We start from the raw sequence: 20,380 nt of genomic DNA, 5'->3' as shown, positions 1-20,380 counted from the left end.
GGGCATTCTACGCGCTTGCGCCGCCGCTGCGACGCGCCGTTTCCGATCCCCGCCTTCATCGATCCCGCCGCTTTCCGCGAGCTTTCAGTTGGTAATCATTCCCATTTCGATCTAGAATCCGAAGTCTTTCATTTTGTAATATTTTCTTCGTCCACCTGTCCCACCGGAGTCTCCATGTCGAATCCGCGCACCCGCCTGCTGCCGCTCGCCGGCGCCCTCGCCCTGGCTGCGGCCGCTTTCGCGCCGCTTGCCCAGGCAGCCGAGGAAGTGAGCCTGTACACCACCCGCGAACCCAAGCTGATCCAGCCGCTCATCGATGCATTCACGAAGCAGAGCGGCGTCAAGGTCAACACGGTGTTCGTGAAGGACGGCCTGCTCGAGCGCGTGAAGGCGGAAGGCGCGCAGTCGCCGGCCGACGTGCTGATGACGGTCGACGTCGGCAACCTGCTCGATCTCGTCGACGGCGGGCTCACGCAGCCGGTGCGCTCGAAGGCGCTCGACGACGCGATTCCCGCGAACCTGCGCGGCACGAACGGCGACTGGTATGCGCTGTCGCTGCGCGACCGCGTGCTGTATGTCGAAAAGGACCTGAAGGTCGACGCGTTCCGCTATGAAGATCTCGCCGATCCGAAATGGAAGGGCAAGGTCTGCATCCGCTCGGGCCAGCATCCGTACAACACGGCGCTGGTCGCGGCGATGATCGCGCACGACGGCGAAGCCGCGACCGAGAAGTGGCTGCGCGGCGTGAAGGCGAACCTCGCGCGCAAGGCGACGGGCGGCGACCGCGATGTCGCACGCGACATCCTCGGCGGCATCTGCGACGTCGGCCTCGCGAACGCGTACTACGTCGGTCACATGAAGAACGCGGAAGCCGGCAGCGACGCGCGCAAGTGGGGCGACGCGATCAAGGTCGTGCGCCCGACGTTCGCGAACGCGAAGAGCGGCGGCACGCACGTGAACATCAGCGGCGCGACGGTCGCGAAGCACGCGCCGCACAAGGCCAACGCAGTGAAGCTGCTCGAATACCTCGTGTCGCCGGAAGCGCAGGCGCTGTATGCGCAGGCGAACTACGAATACCCGGTGCGCGCGAACGTCAAGCTCGATCCGGTGATCGCGAGCTTCGGTACGCTGAAGGTCGATCCGCTGCCGCTGGTCGACATCGCGAAGCATCGCCAGCAGGCCAGCCAGCTCGTCGACAAGGTCGGCTTTGACAACTGACGCGTCGCCGGCCGGCGCATGCCGCGAGCCATCCCGGCCGCGCCTGCGGCCGCGCGCGGGCAGCCTGTGGCTGCTCGCGGCGCTGGTGATCGCCGCGGCGGTCGCGGCGCCGCTCGCGGTGCTCGTGGCCGCCGCGCTCGATGCCGATCTCGCGCACTGGCGCCATCTCGCCGCATTCGTGCTGCCGCAGGCGCTCGTCAATACGCTGCTGCTGCTCGCGGGGGTCGGCGCGATCGTGTCGATCGTCGGCACCGGCTGCGCGTGGCTCGTCACCGCGTACGATTTCCCCGGCCGCCGGATGCTGACGTGGGCACTGCTGCTGCCGCTCGCGGTGCCCACCTACATCGTCGCATTCGCGTATCTCGACCTGCTGCACCCGATCGGCCCCGTCCAGGGCACGATCCGCTGGTTGCTCGGCTTCGACAGCCCTCGCCAGTTCCGCCTGCCCGACCTGCGCTCGCTGCCCGGCGCGATCTTCGTGCTCGGCTTCGTGCTGTATCCGTACGTGTACCTCAGCACGCGCGCGATGTTCGTCACGCAGTCCGCGAGCCTGCTCGAAGCCGCGCGCACGCTCGGCGCGGGACGCATCGCGACGTTCTGGCGCGTCGTCGTGCCGCTCGCGCGGCCCGCGATCGCGGTCGGCGTGAGCCTCGCGCTGCTCGAAACGCTGAACGACATCGGCGCGTCGGAATTCCTCGGCGTACAGACGCTGACCGTGTCCGTCTACACGACGTGGATCACGCGCTCCGACCTCGCCGGCGCCGCGCAGATCGCGCTGGCGATGCTCGCGATCGTCGTCGGCATGATCGCACTCGAACGCTACGGGCGCCGCCGCCAGCGCTACGCGCACGGCCGGCGCATGCGGCCGGTCTCGCCGCGTCGTCTCACCGGCGCGGCCGCGCTCGGCGCCGCCGCGCTCGGCTGGCTGCCCGTGCTGCTCGGCTTCGGCGCACCGGCCGCGTACCTCGCGGTCGAGACCGGCAAGCGGCTGCATCTCGTCGGCGGCGTGTCCGACCAGTTGATGACGGGGCTCGCGAACACGCTGACGATCGCTACCGCCGCCACGGCCGCGACGCTCGCGTGCGGGCTCGTCGTCGCGTGGGCCGCTCGCGCGCAACGCGACAGCGCCCGTGCGGGCCCTGCCCGCCTGTGTGCGCGGATCGCGAGCCTCGGCTATGCGGTGCCGGGCACCGTGCTCGCGATCGGCCTGCTGATCCCGTTCGCGGCGGCCGACCGGCTGTTCGGCGCGGCGCTCGGCCGCGACGGGCTGCTGCTGATGGGCTCGGTCGCCGCGCTCGTGATCGCGTACACCGTGCGCTTTCTCGCGATCCCGGCCGGCAGCATCGAGGCCGGCCTCGCGCGCATCCCGCCGTCGCTCGAACACGCGGCGCGCTCGCTCGGCGAGACGGCCGGCGGCACGCTGCGCCGCGTCCACCTGCCGCTGCTGCGGCCCGCGCTCACGACGAGCGCGCTGCTGGTGTTCGTCGACGCGATGAAGGAATTGCCGGCCACGCTGCTGCTGCGTCCGCTGAATTTCGACACGCTCGCGACCTGGCTGTATGCGGAAGCTGCACGCGGCACCTACGAAGAAGGCGCGGTCGCCGCGCTCGCGATCGTGCTGGCCGGGCTCGTGCCCGTGATCCTGCTCGCCCGCACCCGTCACAAGATCGGAGCCTGAACCCGTGAACCTGCTTGAACTCGATGATCTCTGCGTCGCCTACGACACGCCGCACGGCCGCCGCATGGTGGTCGACGGGCTGAGCCTCGCGCTGCCGCGCGGTGACATCGGCTGCCTGCTCGGTGCGTCGGGCTGCGGCAAGACGACCGTCCTGCGTGCGATCGCGGGCTTCGAACCCGTGCGCATGGGGCGCATCGTGCTGGACGGCGCGCCCGTCGCGGCGCCGTCGCTCGACGTGCCGCCGGAGCGGCGGCGCATCGGCATGATGTTCCAGGACTACGCGCTGTTCCCGCACCTCAGCGCGGCCGACAACGTCGCGTTCGGCTTGCGGCGCATGCCGAAGGCCGAACGGCGCATGCGGGTCGCCGAAATGCTCGACCTCGTCGGCCTCGCCGATGCCGGCGGCGCCTATCCGCACGAGTTGTCGGGCGGCCAGCAGCAACGCGTCGCGCTCGCCCGTGCGCTCGCGCCGTCGCCGGAGCTGCTGCTGCTCGACGAGCCGTTCTCGAATCTCGACGTCGATACGCGCGAGCGGCTCGCGTTCGAGCTGCGCGACATCCTGAAGCGGACGGGCCACACCGCGATCCTCGTCACGCACAACCAGGCCGAAGCGTTCGCGATCGCCGACCGGATCGGCGTGATGAAGGACGGCCGGCTCGCGCAATGGGACACGCCGTACGCGCTGCACCATCATCCGGCGAGCGCATTCGTCGCGGATTTCGTGCGCCGCGACGCGCTGGCCGACGAACGCGCGCGCGCCCTGGCGCGCGGCCGCTGAAGCAGGCTACGCCGGCTCGGCAAGATCGCGCACGGGCAGCGCGGTCGAATACTTGATCTGCTCCATCGCGAACGACGAACTGACGTCGAACAGCGGCACCGTGCGAATCAGCTGCTTGTAGACGCGGTCGTAGTCGTCGATGCCGGCCACCACGACGCGCAGCAGGTAATCGGTCTCGCCGCTCATCCGGTAGACCTCGACCACTTCCGGCATGTCGCGCACGGCCTGCGTGAAGCGCTGCGCCCATTCCTCGGTGTGCTGGTTCGTGCGGATCGCGACGAACACGGTCGTGCCGACGCCGAGCTTGCGCGGATCGCACAGCGCAACCTGCGCGCGAATCGCGCCGGTTTCCTTGAGCCGCTGCACGCGCTTCCAGCATGGCGTCTGCGACAGGTTCACGCGCTGCGCCAGTTCCGCGATCGGCAGTGTGGCATCCGCCTGCAGCAGTTCCAGCAGCTTGCGATCGATGGCGTCCATTTCTCCAGTCCCTCGTAGATAGAAATTTATTCTATTCATCTTGCACAACGGGGAACAATATGAAAACGGCTTCCGTGCGTCGACCGGTATAAATACCAATCCTGAACGATTCCGCCGCCAACCTTTCGTCGCCAAACGAAACAGGCGACTCCGCCCGTCAAGGTGGAGTCGCCTGAAATCGCTGCGCGCTGCAGCCTGCCGGCAGCGTTCCGGCCGGGCCGGCGCGCATGCGCCGCCGGCCGTCGCGCCGCTCAATACGCGACCGTCGCGATCTCGCGCACGAAGCTGTCCTGCTCGAGCGCGTCGACGAACGCGACTGCATAGTCTTCTGCCGAGATCTTGCTGTTGCCCTGCGCGTCCACGATCAGCTTGCCCACGCCCGTGCGGAACGTGCCCGTGCGCTCGCCCGGCGCGATCAGCGCAGCCGGCGCGAAGAAGGTCCAGTCGAGATCGGCGACCGTCTCCAGGTAGTCGAACGCGTCGCGGTGCGCGAGCGCGACCGCCTTGTACGCGTCCGGGAAACCTTCGGTGTCGACGAGCTGCTTGCCCGGCGCGACTTCGAGCGAGCCGGCGCCGCCGACCACGACGAGACGCTTCAGGCCGGCCTGGCGCGTGCCGGCGACCAGCGCCTTCGCAGCCGCGACGACCTTCGCCGCGTCGTCCTGCTTCGGGCCGTACGCGCTTGCGACGACGTCGTGGCCCGGCAGCGCGGCCGCGATGCTGGCCGCGTCGAACAGGTCGGCCGCCTTCGCGGTGATGCCGTCGCCCGATGCGCCCGGATGGCGCGACAGCGCGGTCACGCGATGGCCGCGTCGCACGGCTTCCGCCGCGATGCGCGAGCCGATCATGCCGGTGGCGCCGAACAGCGCGATATTCAAGGAACGTTGCGTCATGACGATTCTCCAGTAAGAAAAATATGTAACACAATTAATTACACATAAGACCGAAAAAAACGGGGCGAAGCCCCCGTTGCACCGGACACCGCGCCGCGCGCCGTCCGGCTTCCTGCCTTGCCTGCTGCCGGCTATCTGCCGGCGGCGCGTGCTGCCTGTTGCGTGCGCTGCTCGAGATCCAGCATGTCGGCCGTCACGTCGACGAGCGTGCGCGTGGCGAGCGATGCCTCCATCGCGCGCTGCGCATCGCCGATATAGCCGGTCAGCACGCCCTGGATGTGCCGCCCGACGAGGCACGCGGGATTCGGTGCCTCGCGATGCAGCGCGAACAGCTGCGCATCGTCGACCGCGCGATACACGTCGAGCAGCGTGATCTCGCCGGGCTCGCGCGCCAGCAGCGCGCCGCCGCCGGCGCCGAGCTGCGACGTGGTCAGCCCCGCGGCTGCCAGCATCGACAGCAACCGGCGAATCAGCGCCGGATTCGTATTCACGCTGCCCGCGATGATGTCGGACGACAACGGCACGCCTTCCTGCATCGACAGCAAGGCGAGCACGTGGACGGCAAACGCGAACCGGCTGCTGGTATTCATTGCTCACTCACTCGGCGACGCCGGTCCGACCCGCAACCGGCGACATGTGTAACCATGATAATTACATTTTGCGGATCGTGCAAGCCCGCGTCATTCGCCGCTGGCGGGCTTGGCACCCGACGCGTTCTGCTGGCTCCACTGCTGGAGCTTCTTGCCGGCTTCCGCGATCTTCGCGCCCGCTTCGGAAGCCGCATGCGCGACGACCGCGGAAGCAGCCGCGTCGATCTGCGCCTGCGCGGCCGACGCGATGCCGCTCGCGGACAGCGGCGGCACGGCCGACGCCGCGGATGCAATGCCGGCCTTTGCGGCATTGATCTGCTGGTTGACGGTGCTCGCGACCTGATCGAGCGCCTTGGCCGCATTGTTCGCGGCATCGGCGGCCGCGCTCGCGGCCGTATCGGGTTGGGCGACCGGCGTGCCGGACTTCTCGCAGCCCGCGAGCAACAGCAGCGCGCCGGCGGCCACAGCCGCCAGCACGGACCCGGGCACGCGACGCGCCCGCGATGTCTTCATGTTCATCAGCAATCTCCGGCCGCGCATCGCACAGCCTTATGGTGGGTTGGACCGGTGTCGATGATACCGCCTGTGGAACAGGCCAAATAACGACCCGTTATTAAAAATGCCTTTCAATTTCGGATTCGTCTGATTCAATCGCAGGCGCTACATCACTAAAGTGGGCACGCTCCAATCCGTTTCGTATGTGTCCCCTTTTTCTTATGGCTTTCCTCGTCGACTGGTTCATCGTCCTGGCCGCGCTGCTGGCCGCCACCCTGTTCCTGTGCCTGCGCGCGCCGTCGGCGCGCCGCCTGGCCGAATCCGGACGCCCGCGCCGCGTCGCGTCCGCGCGCCTGCTCACGCAGGCCGTGATCGGTTTCTGGACGGCCGCGCTGATCGTCGCGGAAGGCATCCTCGGCGCCGACGGCGACGGCCAGTCGCTTGCGGGCTTCGCGGCCCTCGCGTTCGCCGCGCTCGGGCTGTCGACCGTCGCCGCCTACTGGTCCGCATGCGCGCTGCGGCTGCGCCGGCCTCCCGCGCTGTTCGCCCGCCACTGACGCGCCAGGTCGGTGCGCATCGGCGCCTCTGCGCACCACGCCGCATCACCTCGCCCGCACAACGCACCAGTTCAGCACACGCCGCACCATGCGCGTGCACCGCTTGTGGTCGCCGGTCGCCTCCGGCCACGCCCCCATCCCGTGCACGATTCACCGGAATACCGCACCGCACGGCACCAAAGCACCAACTGCACGCAGCCGTTCACCAAGTTGGCTCGATACTTGCGTTCCTTGCCCGTTTTTTGCGCAAGGAAGCCACGGCATGGATGGTCTGAAATCCGGCGTCGATACACTGTTCCTGTTGATCGGCGCCGTCATGGTGCTCGCGATGCACGCGGGCTTCGCATTTCTCGAACTCGGCACGGTCCGCAAGAAGAACCAGGTCAACGCGCTCGTGAAGATCCTGGTCGACTTCTCGGTGTCGACGCTCGCGTATTTCTTCATCGGCTACACGATCGCCTACGGTGTCGAGTTCTTCGACGACATCGGCACGCTGTCGCAGCACAACGGCTATGCGCTCGTGCGCTTCTTCTTCCTGCTGACCTTCGCGGCGGCGATTCCCGCGATCGTGTCCGGCGGCATCGCCGAGCGCGCGAAGTTCAACCCGCAGCTCGTCGCGACGCTGATCATCGTCGGTTTCATCTATCCGTTCTTCGAGGGCATCGCGTGGAACGAGCGCTTCGGCGTACAGGCCTGGCTCACGCACGCGTTCGGTGCGCCGTTCCACGATTTCGCCGGCTCGGTCGTCGTGCACGCGTTCGGCGGCTGGGTCGCGCTGCCGGCCGTGCTGCTGCTCGGCGCGCGCCACGGCCGCTATGCGAAGGACGGCCGGATCGCCGCGCACCCGCCGTCGAACATCCCGTTCCTCGCGCTCGGTGCATGGGTGCTCGCGGTCGGCTGGTTCGGCTTCAACGTGATGAGCGCGCAGACGCTCGACAAGATCAGCGGCCTCGTCGCCGTGAACTCGCTGATGGCGATGGTGGGCGGCACGCTCGCCGCATGGATGGCCGGCCGCAACGACCCGGGCTTCACGTACAACGGGCCGCTCGCCGGCCTCGTCGCGGTATGCGCGGGCTCCGACGTGATGCATCCGATCGGCGCGCTCGTCACGGGCGCGGCCGCCGGCGCGCTGTTCGTCGCGATGTTCACCTGCGTGCAGAACCGGTGGCGCATCGACGACGTGCTCGGCGTGTGGCCGCTGCACGGCATGTGCGGCGCGCTCGGCGGCCTCGCGGCCGGCGTGTTCGGCCTGCCTGCGCTCGGCGGCCTCGGCGGCGTGTCGTTCCTGTCGCAGCTCGTCGGCACGCTCGGCGGCATCGCGATCGCCACCGCGGGCGGCACGCTCGTCTACGGCGCGCTGAAAGCGACCGTCGGACTGCGCCTCGACCGCGAAGCCGAGTTCGACGGTGCCGACCTGTCGCTCCATCGCATCTCGGCGACGCCCGAGCGCGATTGATTCGCTATTCGCCGACGAACACCCGACGCATCATTACGTTTTCAATTCAAAAAACTTTCATCTAGCGTCCTTACACTTCGGTCCAGTTTTCAATTTGCCTTCGCGAAGCTTGCCGACCGCCTGCTTCGCGACGGCCATTCCTCCAACAACTGAAACTGGACTCCACATGCCCGCGTTGCCCAATGCTGCCCGTCGTCAGGCCCTGAAGATCCTTGCCGGCGCGCCGATGCTTCCCCTTTCCGGTCTCGCGCTGCCGGCCCTGCTGACGGGTTGCGGCGGCGACGACAATCCCGCATCGACGCCGGCCCCGGTGGCCGCCGCCTATACGTCGGCCGCCTTCTCGGCGATGGCCGCGCCGACGCTCGACAATGCAGCCGCGATGGCCACGACGACGGTCGGCTCGACGCTGTCGGTGTCGTTCTCGGACGGCTCGTCGCGCAACTTCAAACTCGCGTACCGGCCGTTCTTCGTGACGGGCGACATGGTGCCGGACGGCAAGGGCGGCACGACGCTCGCGGGCGGCTACTACGACATCAACAACCAGCCGATCATCGATCGCTCGATCGCCGGCAAGGAACGCCAGTTCTATTCCGACTGCCCGGACGGCAGCTCGCTGCTGACGCTGAAGAACGCGAACGTGCCCGGCGTGAAGGGCAACACGGTGTTCGCGGTCGTGCAGTTCGAATACACGACGCGCGACCAGGCGAGCGCGTCGCAGTACGGCCAGCTGCCGTCGCCGATCGCGGTGCTCTCGCTCGACCAGGATCCGGCCACCGGCGCGCTGAAGGTCGTGAAGTACCACAACGTCGACACGTCGAAGGCGCATGGCCTGTGGATCACCTGCGGCGCGAGCCTGTCGCCGTGGGGCACCCACCTGTCGAGCGAGGAATACGAGCCGGACGCGACGAAGGCTGCCACCGACGCGCAGTTCAAGGCGTTCAGCAAGAACACGTTCGGCGACGAGACGAAGGCGAACCCCTACCACTACGGCCACCTGCCCGAGATCACCGTGAACCCGGACGGCACGGGCACCGTGAAGAAGCACTACTGCCTCGGCCGCATCTCGCACGAGCTGATCCAGGTGATGCCGGACCAGCGCACGGTGATGATGGGCGACGACGCGACCAACGGCGGCCTGTTCATGTTCGTCGCCGACAAGGCGGCCGACCTGTCGGCGGGCACGCTGTACGTCGCGAAGTGGACGCAGACGTCGTCGGCCGGCGCCGGCACCGCGACGCTCACGTGGATCAGGATCGGCCACGCGACCAGCAGCGAGATCGAAGCGCTCGCGAACACGCTGAAGGCGTCGGACATCATGGACCTGGTGACCGCCGACCCGAACGACGCGAGCTACACGAAGATCCACTTCGGCGGCAAGTTCAACTGGATGCGCGTGAAGCCGGGGATGGAAAAGGCGGCCGCATTCCTCGAGACGCACCGCTACGCGGCACTGCTCGGCGGCAGCATGGCCTTCACGAAGCTCGAGGGCACGACGGTGAACGCGAAGGACAAGATCGTCTACACGGCGATGTCGCGGATCGAGACGTCGATGGTCAAGGGCAACGCGGTGTCGCGCGACGTCGCGGTCGACAAGAAGATCGCCGCGGGCGCCGTCTACGCGCTGAACCTGAAGGCTGGCCAGCGCGACACGACGGGCGGCACGATCGACAGCGAATGGGTGCCGGTCGACATGGGCGCGCCGGCCGCGCTCGTCGGCGAGGATCTCGCCGCGGCCGACGGCCTCGGCAACCTCGCGAACCCGGACAGGATCGCCAACCCGGACAACCTGAAGTTCTCCGAAAAGCTGCGCACGCTGTTCATCGGCGAAGACTCGGGCATGCACGTGAACAACTTCCTGTGGGCGTACAACGTCGACACGAAGTCGCTCTCGCGCGTGCTGTCGTGCCCGGCCGGCGCGGAATCGACGGGCCTGCACGCGGTCGACGAGATCAACGGCTGGACGTACATCATGAGCAACTTCCAGCACGCCGGCGACTGGGAGTCGCCGCTGCACGACAAGGTCAAGCCGACGCTCGATCCGCTCGTGCGCGCGAACTTCAAGGACCGCTTCGGCGCCAGCGTCGGCTACCTGACGGCCGAGCAGACCAGCATCAAGCTCGCGAAGGCCTGACCCGCGGCACCGTGGGGCCGCGTGCCCCTGGCGCGCATTCTTCATCACGTTTCATTCGTCGGCGCTCCACGCCGTTTGATGCGCGATGCCCGTGACGGGCGTCGCGCTTTTTTGCGTGTGGCCAGCGCGTCAATGCAGGCCGGCCGGGCTCCGCCCCGGCAGCGCACCGCCCGGAAAACCGGACAGGCTCGGCGCACTGGCCGACAGCGCCGGCGACGCCGGCGACGCTTCGTCGGCCGATGCGGCCAGACCAGGGGCGAGGTAAAGAAACTTCCATTGCCGATAGGTTTCGATGCCCTCGAAGTCCCTATATCGCTCCGGAAATCCCGCGCGCTTGATCGGCGCCCCGTCCGAGCTGCTGGATACGCCGTAGAAGCGGTCGGCCCGCCACAGGAACGACCAGTCGTTCTTGCCGCTGACCGGATCCGGATACGCGCGGCGCAAATGATGCATGGGTATTGCGAAGCGGGTATCGTCCAGCAGGTCGTCGACCGTTTGCGGATACACGCGCCCGACACGGTAGTACCCGACGATGGCCCTGCGGTACTGGTCGCCGACGAACAGCAGTTGCCGCTCCTGCTCGCGGCGCCGCTGCAGCGACCAGACGTCCAGCGCGCCGGCCAGCGCGATCGACATCAGCATCAGCGCGATCAGCAGCGCAAGCAGCACCAGCCCGCGCTGCCGCCCGCGGCGGCGGCCATGCGGCGCGCGCGCGACGTGGCGCCTGGCCCGCTTCATTTCGCCGCCCCAGCCGCAGCCGTTGCCGTTGCCGCGACGCCCGGCGGCACGCCCTGCGTGCTGCTCGCGGGCCCGACGTCGTACACGCCCGGCTTGGTCTCGTCCGGCGACGCAAGCGTCGCCCATTTGTCGTCGCCGTTGACCGGATCGACCGGCACCGCGCGCAAATAGTGCTTCGCGACCAGTTCGTCGAGCGTCTCGGGATACTGCCCGTTGTCGCCGTAATACTGGTCGATCGCGTTGCGCATCACCGCGAGATTCTGCAGTCTCACCTGCTCCTTGCCGCGCTCGATGCTGTGCATGTAGCGCGGCACGGCCAACGTCAGAAGCAGTCCGATGATGGCCATCACGACCACGATTTCGATCAGCGTAAAGCCGCGGATCCTGCGGATGCAAGCGGGTTTCATGATGAATCGTCACCACTGTTTGTACGGAATGCCGTTGATGCCGATACGCGCCGATTTCGACGTCACGTCGAACACGTCCTTGCCGGGCTCGAAGCCGCCGGGGGGCCCGTCGACCGCCGGGTCCGGCGGCGTGCCGTACGCACGCACGTCCCAGGTGTCCTCGTCCGCCGTATCGGGGTCTCCATTGAAGAACGGATCGCGCGGCACGCGGCGCAGGAACATCACCAGGCCGCCCTTTGGGTCGCGGACGTTTTTCACGCCCGTCACGAGCACGGTCAGCGACGGCGGATAGCCGGACGCTTCCGCCTCCTTCTCGATCTGCCCCGCATCGCTCGCGTCCTTGTACGCATCGAGCGCGGTGCGGATCTCGCGCAACGCGGCACTCAGCGCCTGCTCCTTCTGCCGCTGCACGATCAGTTCGGAGAACGGCATGATCGCGAGCGCGAGGATCGCCACGAGCGCGAGCGTGATGACCATCTCGATCAACGTGAAGCCGCGCAGGCCCACGCGGCCGACACGGCCGACGCGAATCGCTGCGTTGCGCGCGGCCACGGCTCACTTCCCGACCGGGCGAAGCGGGTTTTCGCTCGGTATGTCGCCCGCGGGCATCTGCAGCGTCGGGGGCGGGGCCGCCGGTGCGGGGGCCGGTGCATTGGCCGTCGCGGCAGCCTGCTCGGCCGGCGCAGGTGACGCAACCGGCGTCACGGAGGTGCCCGGCGCGGGCGCGACTTCATTGCCCGCCGGTGCGGCCGGCTGCTCCGCCGCGGCTGTCCCGCCGGCCCCGGCGGCCGGCGCGGGGAGCGCCGGCTGGGGCCGCGAGAACCGCCCGCCGTACGGTTCAGGCGGCGGCGTCGTGCGCGGGGCGGCCGGCAGCTGCCCGAACGCGCCGGTCCCCGGCGACGCTTGCGTGCGGTTCGCCGCGGCCTCCAGCGGCGACGGCGCCGCGCGACCCGAGGTCCCGCCGCCCACGCTGCCCGGAACGACCTTGGCCTCCGGCGCCGCGGGCGCCGCCTCCGCGCTCAGCATCACCGGATCGAGTCGCAACTGGTCGGCGTGCACGTTGACGTCGGTGCCCGACCACACTTCCTGCGTGTCCGCATCGGCCGCCACTTGCGGCCGGACGATATGCGGCGTGATCTGCAGCACGATCTCGGTCTTCTTGTGATCGCCGCCGTGATCCGAGAACAGGCGGCCGAGCACCGGCAACTGCCCGAGACCCGGCACCTTGTTCGCATTGCGGCGGTCCTCGTCCGAAATCAGGCCGCCCATGATCTGCGTTTCGCCGTCCCGAAGCCGCAGGCTGGTCGACGCACTGCGCGTACCGATCTGATAGGCGAGCGAGCTCAGTCCCTGAGAGTTGCCGCTCGAGATCGTGTTGGTGATATTGCTGACTTCGAGGTTCAGCTTGATGCCGACGTCGCCGTCGCGATAGACCTGCGGCTCGACCTCGAGCTTGATGCCCACGTCGAGGTACTGGATCATCTGCGTAAACGACGGGCCGCTGGTGCTCGGCGTGCTCGAGCTCGAAATCACCGGCACCTTGTCGCCGATCATGATGCGCGCCTTCTCCTTGTTGCGCGCGCGGATGCGTGGGCTCGCGAGCAGGTTCGCGTCGGTATCGGTCAGCTTGAAGTCCGCGGTGGCCGACAGGCCGCTGACGTTCAGCGCATTGACGGGCAGATGGTGCAGCACGCCCCACGTACTGGCCGAGCTGGGGGTCGACACCGTAAAAGAGCTGGGCCAGTTGATGCCCAGTTGCGACATCCGGTCATGCGACACCTCCAGCACCTCGACCTCGAGCATCACTTCCGGCTCCGGCAAGTCCTGGGCGGCAATCATCTCCTCGGCGACCTTGATCATGTCCGGCGTGCCGCGGATCGTCACCGTGTTCGCGCGCTCGTCGATCACGGCCTCCTTCACCTTCAACAGGCTCTTCAGGAGCGACTGGACCTGCTTCGCGTCTACGTTCGACAACTGGAACGTACGCACCTTGAGCTCCTGGTATTCGAGCTCCTTGGCCGGCGTCGCCGGGTAGATGAACAGCGTGTTCGCGTTCATCTGCTTCTTGTCGAGCTGGTTCTGCAACAGGATCATGTCGACCGTGTCCTGCAGCGATGCGTTCTGCACGAAGATCGTCGTCTTCAGATCGGCACGCACGTCACGATCGAAAATGACGTTCAGCCCGGACGTCCGCGACAAGGCCTCGAACACCATCCGCACGTTCGCGTCGCGAAACTGCAGCGACACCGGCGTGCGCATGATCGACGACGCCGCGAGCTTGTCGTCGCGATCCGCATGTTGCTGGCGGCGCTTTTCGTCGAGCTCCGCCTGCATCTGCGCCGCCATCGTGTTGGCCGGATCCTCGACCAGCACGCGATGCACGCGTTCGGCCGCCTGCGCGTACGAACCACGCTTCATCATGCGGTCGGCTTCCTGCAGGATCGCAAGATGCTTGCGGTCCTGGTCGATCATCGTGCCGATCCGGCGCGCGCGCTCGCTGGCGGGATCGAGTTGCTTCGCCATGTAGACGGAGCGCGCCGCGTCGTCGAACTCGTTCTTCTGGCGAAACGCGTCCGCATTGTCGAGCAGCTCGTCGACGGCATCCTTGCGGTCATGCAATGCGTCGATCTTCACCTGCGCATTGGTCGGATCGTCGTGCAGGTTCGGCACATGCGCACAGCCGCCGCAGGCGAGCAGCGCCACGGCGATCGCCAGCGCGCGTTTCGTCGCGCACCGGTTGAACGGCGGTACCGATCGCGCATCGGCCGTGGGGGCGGAGCAAAGGCATGTCGACCGGCCGTCGTCCCCGTCGCGGCGCGCATCCCGTGTGCGTATGGTTTTCATTTACTTTCCTTCCACTGGAATGAGCACCATCTGGACCTGGTTCAGCGGCAGATAGGTGAGCACCACGTTCGATTCGGATACCGAATCGACCCGATACTGGCCGCCGATCACGTCACCCGGCGAAACGATCAGCAACTGGTCTCCGTTGCCGAGAAACACCTGCGGCTTCGCCGCCTTGGCATCCTGCTGGCCGAGATAGACGAACGGCACCGGTGGCGCGGTCGGCGGCGCCGGACGCGTTTCGGGCGGTGGCGGCACGACGGGCGGCGGCGGCAGCCACGACGACGCCGTGAATGGATCGTGTGCGGCTTCGACCGACACAGGCGTACGCAACGCAGCGAGCTTGTCGCGCGGGGTCGCCGCCGCTGCATGCGACGCAGGCGCGGGCGCCGCGGCATGAGAGGCCGGCGCGACGCGCGCGCGGGCCGGCGCGGGCGCCACACGCGCACCGTCGTGATGGACCACGACGCTCGCAGCAGGCGATACCGGTTGCTGCATCGCCGCCACCAGCACGCGATATCCGGCACCGGCGGCGACGAGGCAACCCAGCGCGAGTGCGAGTGCCAGTCGATGGCGCGAAGCAGGCTTCATGACGGCGGAGATCATGGCTGGGCGCTCCGATAGACGAGCTCGAAACGCACGCGCGCGTCGAGAATGCTGCTGCCCACCGCGGGACGTTCGACGTGGATTTCCTGCAGCGCCGCGTTCGGCACGTTGTTCAGCACCGACGCGAGAAAATGCCGGATCGCGCCGTACTGATCCTTCACGGGCAGCAGCACCTGGTAGCGCGCGAAGCGTCCGCCCGACTCCGTCGTCATCTGGTACTCGGCGGACCCGAGTGTCAGATGGCTGTCGCGCGCCTGTTCGAAGATCGATGCGATGTCGTCCGCGCTTTGCGACGAAGCCGGAAAGAGCAGCGGCAGCGCGTCGAGCGTGGTCGCATCCGCGGCCGTGTCGCGCACCTCGGCAGGACGATGGCCGCGGGCAGCGCGCACCACCCCGGCCGGCGCCAGCATCGCGCGCGTGTCGGACTCGACGCCCGCGATCGCCGCACACGTGATGCCGGCGGCGCCGAGCATCAGCAGCCCGGCGAGGCCCGGCAGGCCGAATGCGCGCCGCCACTCGAAGCGAAGCGTGAGCAGGCGGTCCGCGAAGCGATCGGCTTTCATGATTTCCTCCAGACGGCCGTGATCTGGAAACGCACCGGCTTGCCCGCCACGTTCTCCTCGACGAGATGGCCGTTGAGCGTCGCCTCGCGCAGCACGACGCTCGTCTGCAAATACTTCAGGTACGCGATCATCGCGTCCGGGTCCTTCGCTTCGGCCGTGATGCGAATCTGGCCCTGCGCGGGATTCTGGTCGATGCCGATCAACGCGACGTCATGGCCCGGATAGTCCTCGACGATCGAGAAGAGCGTCTGCCATGGCACGGTCAGTTCGCGCAGCACGGCCTGGCTCTGCTTTTCCGCGAGCTTGGCAGCCGCGGTGGGCGGCGCTTTCGCGACGTGTTGCTGCACGAACATGCGATGCTGGACGACCGCCAGGCTGTCCCTGACGCGATCGTTCTCCGCGTACGCGTACCAGAGCCGGACGGCGCACGCGCCCCACAGCAACGCGGCGATACCGAGGAGAATCGCGCCGCGGGTGCCGATGCGCGAGCGGCGCCGGCAAAAATCGATGTCGAGCGTGCGGATCATGGCGCGTACTCCAGCAACCGGCGCGCGGGCGAACCATCGAGCGCAGCGCGGCCCGGCAGCGCGACCGCCGCGAAACGCGCGTCGAACGGCGCGGCATCCATGTCGACGCCGGACAGATAGACCTTGCAGGCATCACGCTTCAGGCCCGTGCGCATCGCCGAGCGCTCGAACAGCTGCTCGGCGAGCTCGGCAAGCCGCGACGCGTCGCCGGACTCGCCCGGAAAGAGGCGCTGCGTGTCGTACGCGACCCACTCGCCGCGCTCGATCATGACCGCCTGCAGCAGCGCTTCATCGACGACGAGCAGCATCGCGTCGCCGTCCGGCTTCAGCGCGAACCGGTTGAGCGTCTCCGGAAGTGCCGCGCGCAGGCAGCAGATTCGCACGTCGCCGGACGCGCCCGTACCGAGAATGCCGTCGTACAGCGTGCGCGGCAGCGCGCTGGCGAAGAGCGCACGGCCGCCATGCCGCACGTCGAAGCGCGCGACCAGCGACTCGGCGGCGACGCCGTACGTGTCGGAGAAATGCGCGAGTGCGATTTCCTCGAGCTCGCGGGCGTGCAGCGCGCGGAAGTCTCCGCGCAGGATCGCATGACAACACCAGAAGTCGTCGAGCACGACGTGCGCGCCGCGCGCCGGCGCCCGCTTCGCGCCAGCATCGGCATCGGCATCGGCACCGAGCGCAGGAGTCAGCGCGGCACGCAGCGCGTCGAGCATCCCCGCCTCGCTGCCGAACTGGTCGTCGGGAATGACGACGCTCAGCGGCTCGGCGACGAACCCGCGACGGCCCAGCCGCCACGGCGCGCGCATGCGGACGCCGACGACGATCTCGCGCGTACCGACGCCCACGGCAAGCGATTCATTCGACCATGGTGACACGATTGATCTCCTCGAGCGTCGTTTCGCCGCGCTTCACCAGGTCGAGCGCCGACGCCCGCAACGTCGTCATCCCGTAGCGCAGCGCCGCGGCCTTGATATGTCCGAGCGGTGCGCGCTCGGACAGCAGTTGCCGCAGTTCGTCGTTCATGCGCAGCGCCTCCGCGATCGCCCGCCGGCCGCGATAGCCGCTGCCGCGGCACATCGCACACCCGGTACCGCGTCGAAACAGGTAGCTGCCGGCCGTATCGGGGTCGATGCCCGAACGGACGAGCGCATCCGCGTCCACCGTGTCCTCGTCGAGACAGTCCGTGCAGCACTGGCGCAGCAGCCGCTGCGCGATGACGCCGTTCAGCGCCGATACGAAGCTGTACGGATCGACCTCCATGTTCGTGAACCGGCCGATCACGTCGAACACGTTGTTCGCATGCACGGTGGTAAACACCTGATGGCCGGTCAGCGCCGCCTGCACGGCGATCTGCGCGGTTTCGGGATCGCGGATTTCGCCGACCATGATCTTGTCCGGGTCGTGCCGCAGGATCGACCTCAAGCCGCGCGCGAACGTCAGGCCCTTCGCCTCGTTGACCGGGATCTGCAGGATCTCGCCCAGCTGGTACTCGACCGGATCCTCGATCGTCACGATCTTCTCGAGCCCGTTGTTGATTTCGGTGAGGATGGCGTAAAGCGTCGTGGTCTTGCCGCTGCCGGTGGGGCCCGTGACGAGCAGCATGCCGTACGGCATCGACGCGACCGACCGCATGAAGCGCGTGTCGGCCGGCTGGAACCCGAGCGCCTCGAGCGTCAGGCCGCCCGACGCCTGCGAAAGCTGATAGCGGTCGAGAATCCGCAACACCGCGTCCTCGCCGAACTGGTTCGGCATGATCGACACGCGGAAATCGATCTCGCGTCCCGCGTACATCGCCTTGAAGCGCCCGTCCTGCGGGATGCGGCGCTCCGCGATATCGAGCTCGGAGATCACCTTCACGCGCGACAGCACCTGATCCGCGACGTCGCGGCCCTCCACGCGCCCCACCACCGTCAGCACGCCGTCGACGCGGCACTTGATCATCAGGCCGGCCGCCCTGCATTCGAGGTGGATGTCGCTCGCCAGCATCTTGAGCGCATCGTAGATCGTCGAGTTGAGCAGGCGCACCACCGGGCTGTCGTCGTTGCTGATGCCCTGCAGCGTCAGCGCGAGCGACGCCGGATCGGGCGCGCACTGGATCGGGTCGTCGAACGCGAGCGAATCCATCGCGCGGATGTCCTTCTCGCGCACCGCAAGATACGCGCTCAGGTCGCCCGCGCTCGCGAGCGCCCATCCGTACGGCAGTGCCGGGTGCGCACGCATCCGGTGTTCCACCCAGCCGCGCGTGCGCGCATCGAGCGGATCGGCGATCGCGAACAGCAGCGCGCCGCCGTCGGGATCGCGCAGGCACACGCAGAGACGCGCCATCGCCTCGACGAACGGCACGAGCTCGAAATCCGGCTCCAGGCGGTTCAGCTCGCGGATGCCGATCGGCTTCATCCGGAACTGCGTGGCAAGCCGTTCGCGGATGTCGTCCGCGCCGAGCGCCGTGTGCGCCGCCAACGCCTCGAGTGCGCGAATGCCGGACCCGTGGCGTTCGCCGAGCGTGCGAAGCAAGTCGCGCAGGCCGGCATCCGCGTCGGGATCGGGATCGAGGGGATAAGTGACGATGTCCACGTGCGTCTCCTGGACGGTCTACTGAATGCTCGATGCGATCTCGAAGATCGGCATGTACATCAACACGACGATGCCGCCGATCACCACGCCGATCACGATCATCATCGCGGGTTCGATCAGCCGCGAAATCAGGTCGATCGTGCGCGACACCTGCGCTTCCTGGAATGCGGCGATCCGGTCGAGGACGGGCCCGAGCCCGCCGGTCTTTTCGGCCACCGTCAGCAGGCGATAGCCGATCGCGTTCGCGAGGCCGGCCTGCTGGAACGCATCGGACATCTTTGCGCCGTTGCGGATCTGCTGCAGCGCGGCTGCAAGCGCGGCCTGATCCGCGCGGCCGACCAGGCCGCGGGCGAGGTCGAACGCGCGAATGGCGGGAATGCCGCCATCGACCAGCATCGCGGTCGTGCGATAGAACTGCGACTGGCGAAACACGCGGAAGTGTTGCCCGATGCCGGGCAGCGCGAGCAGCCGGTCGGCGATCCAGATCCGCAGGGCCGGCCGCCGCAGCGCGACGCCGGCGGCGACCGCCAGCACGGCCAGGCCCGCCGCCAGCCCGGCGCCGTGCGCGTGCACCATGCTGCCCCACGCCATCAGCAGCCGCGACATCAGCGGCAGTTCGCGCCCGCTGTGTTCGAGCAGCGTGGCGAACCGCGGCACCACGAAGCCGAGCAGGAACAGCACGACGGCCGCGCCGACGAACAGCAGCACCGTCGGGTAGATCGCCGCCGACACGACCCGTGCGCGCAGCTCCCGCAGCGTCGCGCTGTTGGCCGAATAACGCGTGAGGCTGTCGGCCAGTCCGCCGGTCTGCTCGCTCGCCTTCACGCACGCCACCAGCACCGGCGGAAAGATCGGGCTCGCGTGCTCGAGCGCCATCGACAGCGACTGCCCTTCCTCGAGATGCCGCAGCAGGTCGTGATACACCTGCGCGGACGCTTCGCGCCGGGTGCTGCCGCCGAGCGTGCGCAATGCGTCGACGAGGCCGACACCCGCATCGAGCAGGGCCGCGAGCTCGCGCGCGAACATGTCGACGTCGAAGCGCGCACGCGGCATGCCGAACCGGTTCGCGCCGCGCCGCTGCCGCGCGGCGTCCGCGTTGACCGACACGACACGCAGGCCGCGCGCGCGAGCGAGCGATGCGGCGTTCGCCGGCGAATCGCTGTCGATCCGCAGCGTCTGCACCGAGCCGCTCGTATCGAATACCCGCAGCACGAATTTCACGTCGACTCTCCTTGCGGCCTGCTCATGCCGTGCACACTGGCCACGCCCCTACCACGACGAGATCGTCACGTTCTCGCCGGTACCGCCGCCGCGTCCGTCCTTGCCGAGCGAAAACAGGTCGTAGTCGCCGTGTTCGCCTGGTGAACGATACTGATAGGGCCGATCCCACGGATCCACCGGGACGGCCTTCTGCAGATAGGGGCCGCTCCACCGCGCCGCGCTTTGCGGTTTGTTCACGAGCGCGTCGAGCCCTTCCTCGGTGGTCGGATACGAACCGACGTCGAGCCGGTATTGATCCAGCGCCTGGCCGAGCGACACGATCTGCGCACGCGCGATCTTCACGTTCGACTTGCCGACCTGTTCGAAATACCGTGGCGCGACGAGCCCCGCCAGCAACCCGATGATGACCATCACGACGAGCAGTTCGAGCAACGTGAAGCCGCGGCTCGCGCATGCACGGCACACGCTTCGTTCGTCGCGCGGCCGCCGGCCCGGCCCGCCGGCCGGTATCGAGGACGATTCATGGCTCACGGCTTCCCTCCCTGTATCGACCCGCGGCGTCGGCGCTGCCGATGCCGTTGATTGCATTCTTGTTCACGCCGGTACGCGCCAGAAGTAGGAGGTGCC

At 68.1% G+C, this 20,380-nt stretch carries 21 protein-coding genes; 6 read left to right on the top strand and 15 right to left on the bottom strand.

What is annotated here, in order from left to right; genetic code table 11:
* Nucleotides 1–174 precede the first annotated feature (174 nt).
* From AC5LXX_RS06045 to AC5LXX_RS06035, 3 genes are read left to right on the top strand one after another with little or no spacing between them, the layout of a single operon-like run.
* Nucleotides 175–1,218 (top strand): Fe(3+) ABC transporter substrate-binding protein, encoded by a 1,044-nt coding sequence (locus AC5LXX_RS06045; RefSeq protein ID WP_493410799.1) that lies wholly within the window; start codon nucleotides 175–177, stop codon nucleotides 1,216–1,218.
* Entirely contained in the window at nucleotides 1,208–2,896 is a 1,689-nt protein-coding gene (locus tag AC5LXX_RS06040) for an ABC transporter permease (RefSeq protein WP_493410798.1), read from the top strand. The genes AC5LXX_RS06045 and AC5LXX_RS06040 overlap by 11 nt, the downstream gene beginning before the upstream one ends.
* A gap of 4 nt (nucleotides 2,897–2,900) precedes the next feature.
* Nucleotides 2,901–3,674 carry an ABC transporter ATP-binding protein gene (locus AC5LXX_RS06035; protein ID WP_493410797.1) on the top strand — a complete coding sequence of 258 codons (774 nt, stop codon included), beginning with the start codon at nucleotides 2,901–2,903 and terminating at the stop codon, nucleotides 3,672–3,674.
* Nucleotides 3,675–3,680: 6 nt separating this feature from the next.
* Here the strand turns inward: AC5LXX_RS06035 and AC5LXX_RS06030 are convergent, their stop codons facing one another.
* From AC5LXX_RS06030 to AC5LXX_RS06015, 4 genes are all read right to left on the bottom strand, one after another.
* Nucleotides 3,681–4,151, bottom strand: coding sequence for an Lrp/AsnC family transcriptional regulator (locus AC5LXX_RS06030; protein WP_006484401.1), 471 nt, complete (start codon nucleotides 4,149–4,151; stop codon nucleotides 3,681–3,683).
* 251 nt (nucleotides 4,152–4,402) lie between these two features.
* Nucleotides 4,403–5,044 (bottom strand): NAD(P)-dependent oxidoreductase, encoded by a 642-nt coding sequence (locus tag AC5LXX_RS06025; protein ID WP_493410796.1) that lies wholly within the window; start codon nucleotides 5,042–5,044, stop codon nucleotides 4,403–4,405.
* 131 nt (nucleotides 5,045–5,175) lie between these two features.
* Nucleotides 5,176–5,634: an Rrf2 family transcriptional regulator gene (locus tag AC5LXX_RS06020; RefSeq protein WP_124454098.1), complete on the bottom strand. Its 459-nt coding sequence runs from the start codon at nucleotides 5,632–5,634 to the stop codon at nucleotides 5,176–5,178.
* A gap of 90 nt (nucleotides 5,635–5,724) precedes the next feature.
* Nucleotides 5,725–6,153: a BCAL1086 family glycoprotein gene (locus AC5LXX_RS06015; RefSeq protein ID WP_322084346.1), complete on the bottom strand. Its 429-nt coding sequence runs from the start codon at nucleotides 6,151–6,153 to the stop codon at nucleotides 5,725–5,727.
* A gap of 197 nt (nucleotides 6,154–6,350) precedes the next feature.
* Here AC5LXX_RS06015 and AC5LXX_RS06010 point away from each other — a divergent pair, with 197 nt between their 5' ends.
* The 3 genes from AC5LXX_RS06010 (at nucleotide 6,351) to AC5LXX_RS06000 (ending at nucleotide 10,273) form a co-directional block, all read left to right on the top strand.
* Complete coding sequence (locus AC5LXX_RS06010) at nucleotides 6,351–6,686, top strand: hypothetical protein (protein ID WP_493410795.1); 336 nt, start codon at nucleotides 6,351–6,353, stop codon at nucleotides 6,684–6,686.
* 262 nt (nucleotides 6,687–6,948) lie between these two features.
* Nucleotides 6,949–8,142 (top strand): ammonium transporter, encoded by a 1,194-nt coding sequence (locus tag AC5LXX_RS06005; protein ID WP_493410794.1) that lies wholly within the window; start codon nucleotides 6,949–6,951, stop codon nucleotides 8,140–8,142.
* 166 nt (nucleotides 8,143–8,308) lie between these two features.
* Nucleotides 8,309–10,273, top strand: a complete 1,965-nt coding sequence (locus AC5LXX_RS06000) for a PhoX family protein (protein WP_493410793.1) — start codon at nucleotides 8,309–8,311, stop codon at nucleotides 10,271–10,273.
* 129 nt (nucleotides 10,274–10,402) lie between these two features.
* Here the strand turns inward: AC5LXX_RS06000 and AC5LXX_RS05995 are convergent, their stop codons facing one another.
* Genes AC5LXX_RS05995 through gspG form a run of 11 tightly spaced genes read right to left on the bottom strand, consistent with a single transcriptional unit; the run spans nucleotide 10,403 to nucleotide 20,284 of the window.
* Nucleotides 10,403–11,011 carry a type II secretion system protein gene (locus AC5LXX_RS05995; RefSeq protein ID WP_493410792.1) on the bottom strand — a complete coding sequence of 203 codons (609 nt, stop codon included), beginning with the start codon at nucleotides 11,009–11,011 and terminating at the stop codon, nucleotides 10,403–10,405.
* Nucleotides 11,008–11,418, bottom strand: a complete 411-nt coding sequence (locus AC5LXX_RS05990) for a type IV pilin protein (protein WP_493410791.1) — start codon at nucleotides 11,416–11,418, stop codon at nucleotides 11,008–11,010. The genes AC5LXX_RS05995 and AC5LXX_RS05990 overlap by 4 nt, the downstream gene beginning before the upstream one ends.
* A gap of 9 nt (nucleotides 11,419–11,427) precedes the next feature.
* On the bottom strand, nucleotides 11,428–11,970 hold the full coding sequence (locus AC5LXX_RS05985; protein WP_493410790.1) for a type II secretion system protein: 543 nt from the start codon (nucleotides 11,968–11,970) through the stop codon (nucleotides 11,428–11,430).
* 3 nt (nucleotides 11,971–11,973) lie between these two features.
* Entirely contained in the window at nucleotides 11,974–14,262 is a 2,289-nt protein-coding gene (locus AC5LXX_RS05980; protein ID WP_493410789.1) for a secretin GspD/PilQ domain-containing protein, read from the bottom strand.
* Nucleotides 14,263–14,868, bottom strand: a complete 606-nt coding sequence (locus AC5LXX_RS05975; protein ID WP_493410788.1) for a hypothetical protein — start codon at nucleotides 14,866–14,868, stop codon at nucleotides 14,263–14,265.
* On the bottom strand, nucleotides 14,865–15,431 hold the full coding sequence (locus AC5LXX_RS05970) for a hypothetical protein (RefSeq protein WP_493410787.1): 567 nt from the start codon (nucleotides 15,429–15,431) through the stop codon (nucleotides 14,865–14,867). Before AC5LXX_RS05970 ends, AC5LXX_RS05975 begins: the two co-directional genes overlap by 4 nt.
* Nucleotides 15,428–15,958, bottom strand: a complete 531-nt coding sequence (locus AC5LXX_RS05965) for a hypothetical protein (protein ID WP_493410786.1) — start codon at nucleotides 15,956–15,958, stop codon at nucleotides 15,428–15,430. Before AC5LXX_RS05965 ends, AC5LXX_RS05970 begins: the two co-directional genes overlap by 4 nt.
* Complete coding sequence (locus AC5LXX_RS05960; protein ID WP_493410785.1) at nucleotides 15,955–16,833, bottom strand: hypothetical protein; 879 nt, start codon at nucleotides 16,831–16,833, stop codon at nucleotides 15,955–15,957. The genes AC5LXX_RS05965 and AC5LXX_RS05960 overlap by 4 nt, the downstream gene beginning before the upstream one ends.
* On the bottom strand, nucleotides 16,814–18,532 hold the full coding sequence (locus tag AC5LXX_RS05955) for a GspE/PulE family protein (protein WP_493410784.1): 1,719 nt from the start codon (nucleotides 18,530–18,532) through the stop codon (nucleotides 16,814–16,816). The genes AC5LXX_RS05960 and AC5LXX_RS05955 overlap by 20 nt, the downstream gene beginning before the upstream one ends.
* Nucleotides 18,533–18,550: 18 nt before the next feature.
* Nucleotides 18,551–19,753, bottom strand: a complete 1,203-nt coding sequence (locus tag AC5LXX_RS05950; protein WP_493410783.1) for a type II secretion system F family protein — start codon at nucleotides 19,751–19,753, stop codon at nucleotides 18,551–18,553.
* A gap of 48 nt (nucleotides 19,754–19,801) precedes the next feature.
* On the bottom strand, nucleotides 19,802–20,284 hold the full coding sequence (gene gspG / locus AC5LXX_RS05945; RefSeq protein ID WP_493406564.1) for a type II secretion system major pseudopilin GspG: 483 nt from the start codon (nucleotides 20,282–20,284) through the stop codon (nucleotides 19,802–19,804).
* Nucleotides 20,285–20,380: the final 96 nt, after the last annotated feature.

It is taken from the genome of Burkholderia torrens, assembly GCF_984668525.1.
Note: the sequence above shows the minus strand (reverse complement) of the source record. Positions and strands in the feature narration are given on the sequence as shown.

Bases quoted from the DNA above. Each gene is read 5' to 3' on its own strand.
- AC5LXX_RS06025 (WP_493410796.1), bottom strand. From the start codon at position 5,044: ATGACGCAACGTTCCTTGAATATCGCGCTGTTCGGCGCCACCGGCATG.
- AC5LXX_RS05980 (WP_493410789.1), bottom strand. From the start codon at position 14,262: ATGAAAACCATACGCACACGGGATGCGCGCCGCGACGGGGACGACGGC.
- AC5LXX_RS06030 (WP_006484401.1), bottom strand. From the start codon at position 4,151: ATGGACGCCATCGATCGCAAGCTGCTGGAACTGCTGCAGGCGGATGCC.
- AC5LXX_RS06010 (WP_493410795.1), top strand. From the start codon at position 6,351: ATGGCTTTCCTCGTCGACTGGTTCATCGTCCTGGCCGCGCTGCTGGCC.
- AC5LXX_RS05990 (WP_493410791.1), bottom strand. From the start codon at position 11,418: ATGAAACCCGCTTGCATCCGCAGGATCCGCGGCTTTACGCTGATCGAA.
- AC5LXX_RS06020 (WP_124454098.1), bottom strand. From the start codon at position 5,634: ATGAATACCAGCAGCCGGTTCGCGTTTGCCGTCCACGTGCTCGCCTTG.
- AC5LXX_RS06015 (WP_322084346.1), bottom strand. From the start codon at position 6,153: ATGAACATGAAGACATCGCGGGCGCGTCGCGTGCCCGGGTCCGTGCTG.
- AC5LXX_RS05975 (WP_493410788.1), bottom strand. From the start codon at position 14,868: ATGATCTCCGCCGTCATGAAGCCTGCTTCGCGCCATCGACTGGCACTC.
- AC5LXX_RS05965 (WP_493410786.1), bottom strand. From the start codon at position 15,958: ATGATCCGCACGCTCGACATCGATTTTTGCCGGCGCCGCTCGCGCATC.
- AC5LXX_RS05995 (WP_493410792.1), bottom strand. From the start codon at position 11,011: ATGAAGCGGGCCAGGCGCCACGTCGCGCGCGCGCCGCATGGCCGCCGC.
- AC5LXX_RS05970 (WP_493410787.1), bottom strand. From the start codon at position 15,431: ATGAAAGCCGATCGCTTCGCGGACCGCCTGCTCACGCTTCGCTTCGAG.
- AC5LXX_RS06045 (WP_493410799.1), top strand. From the start codon at position 175: ATGTCGAATCCGCGCACCCGCCTGCTGCCGCTCGCCGGCGCCCTCGCC.
- AC5LXX_RS06005 (WP_493410794.1), top strand. From the start codon at position 6,949: ATGGATGGTCTGAAATCCGGCGTCGATACACTGTTCCTGTTGATCGGC.
- AC5LXX_RS06000 (WP_493410793.1), top strand. From the start codon at position 8,309: ATGCCCGCGTTGCCCAATGCTGCCCGTCGTCAGGCCCTGAAGATCCTT.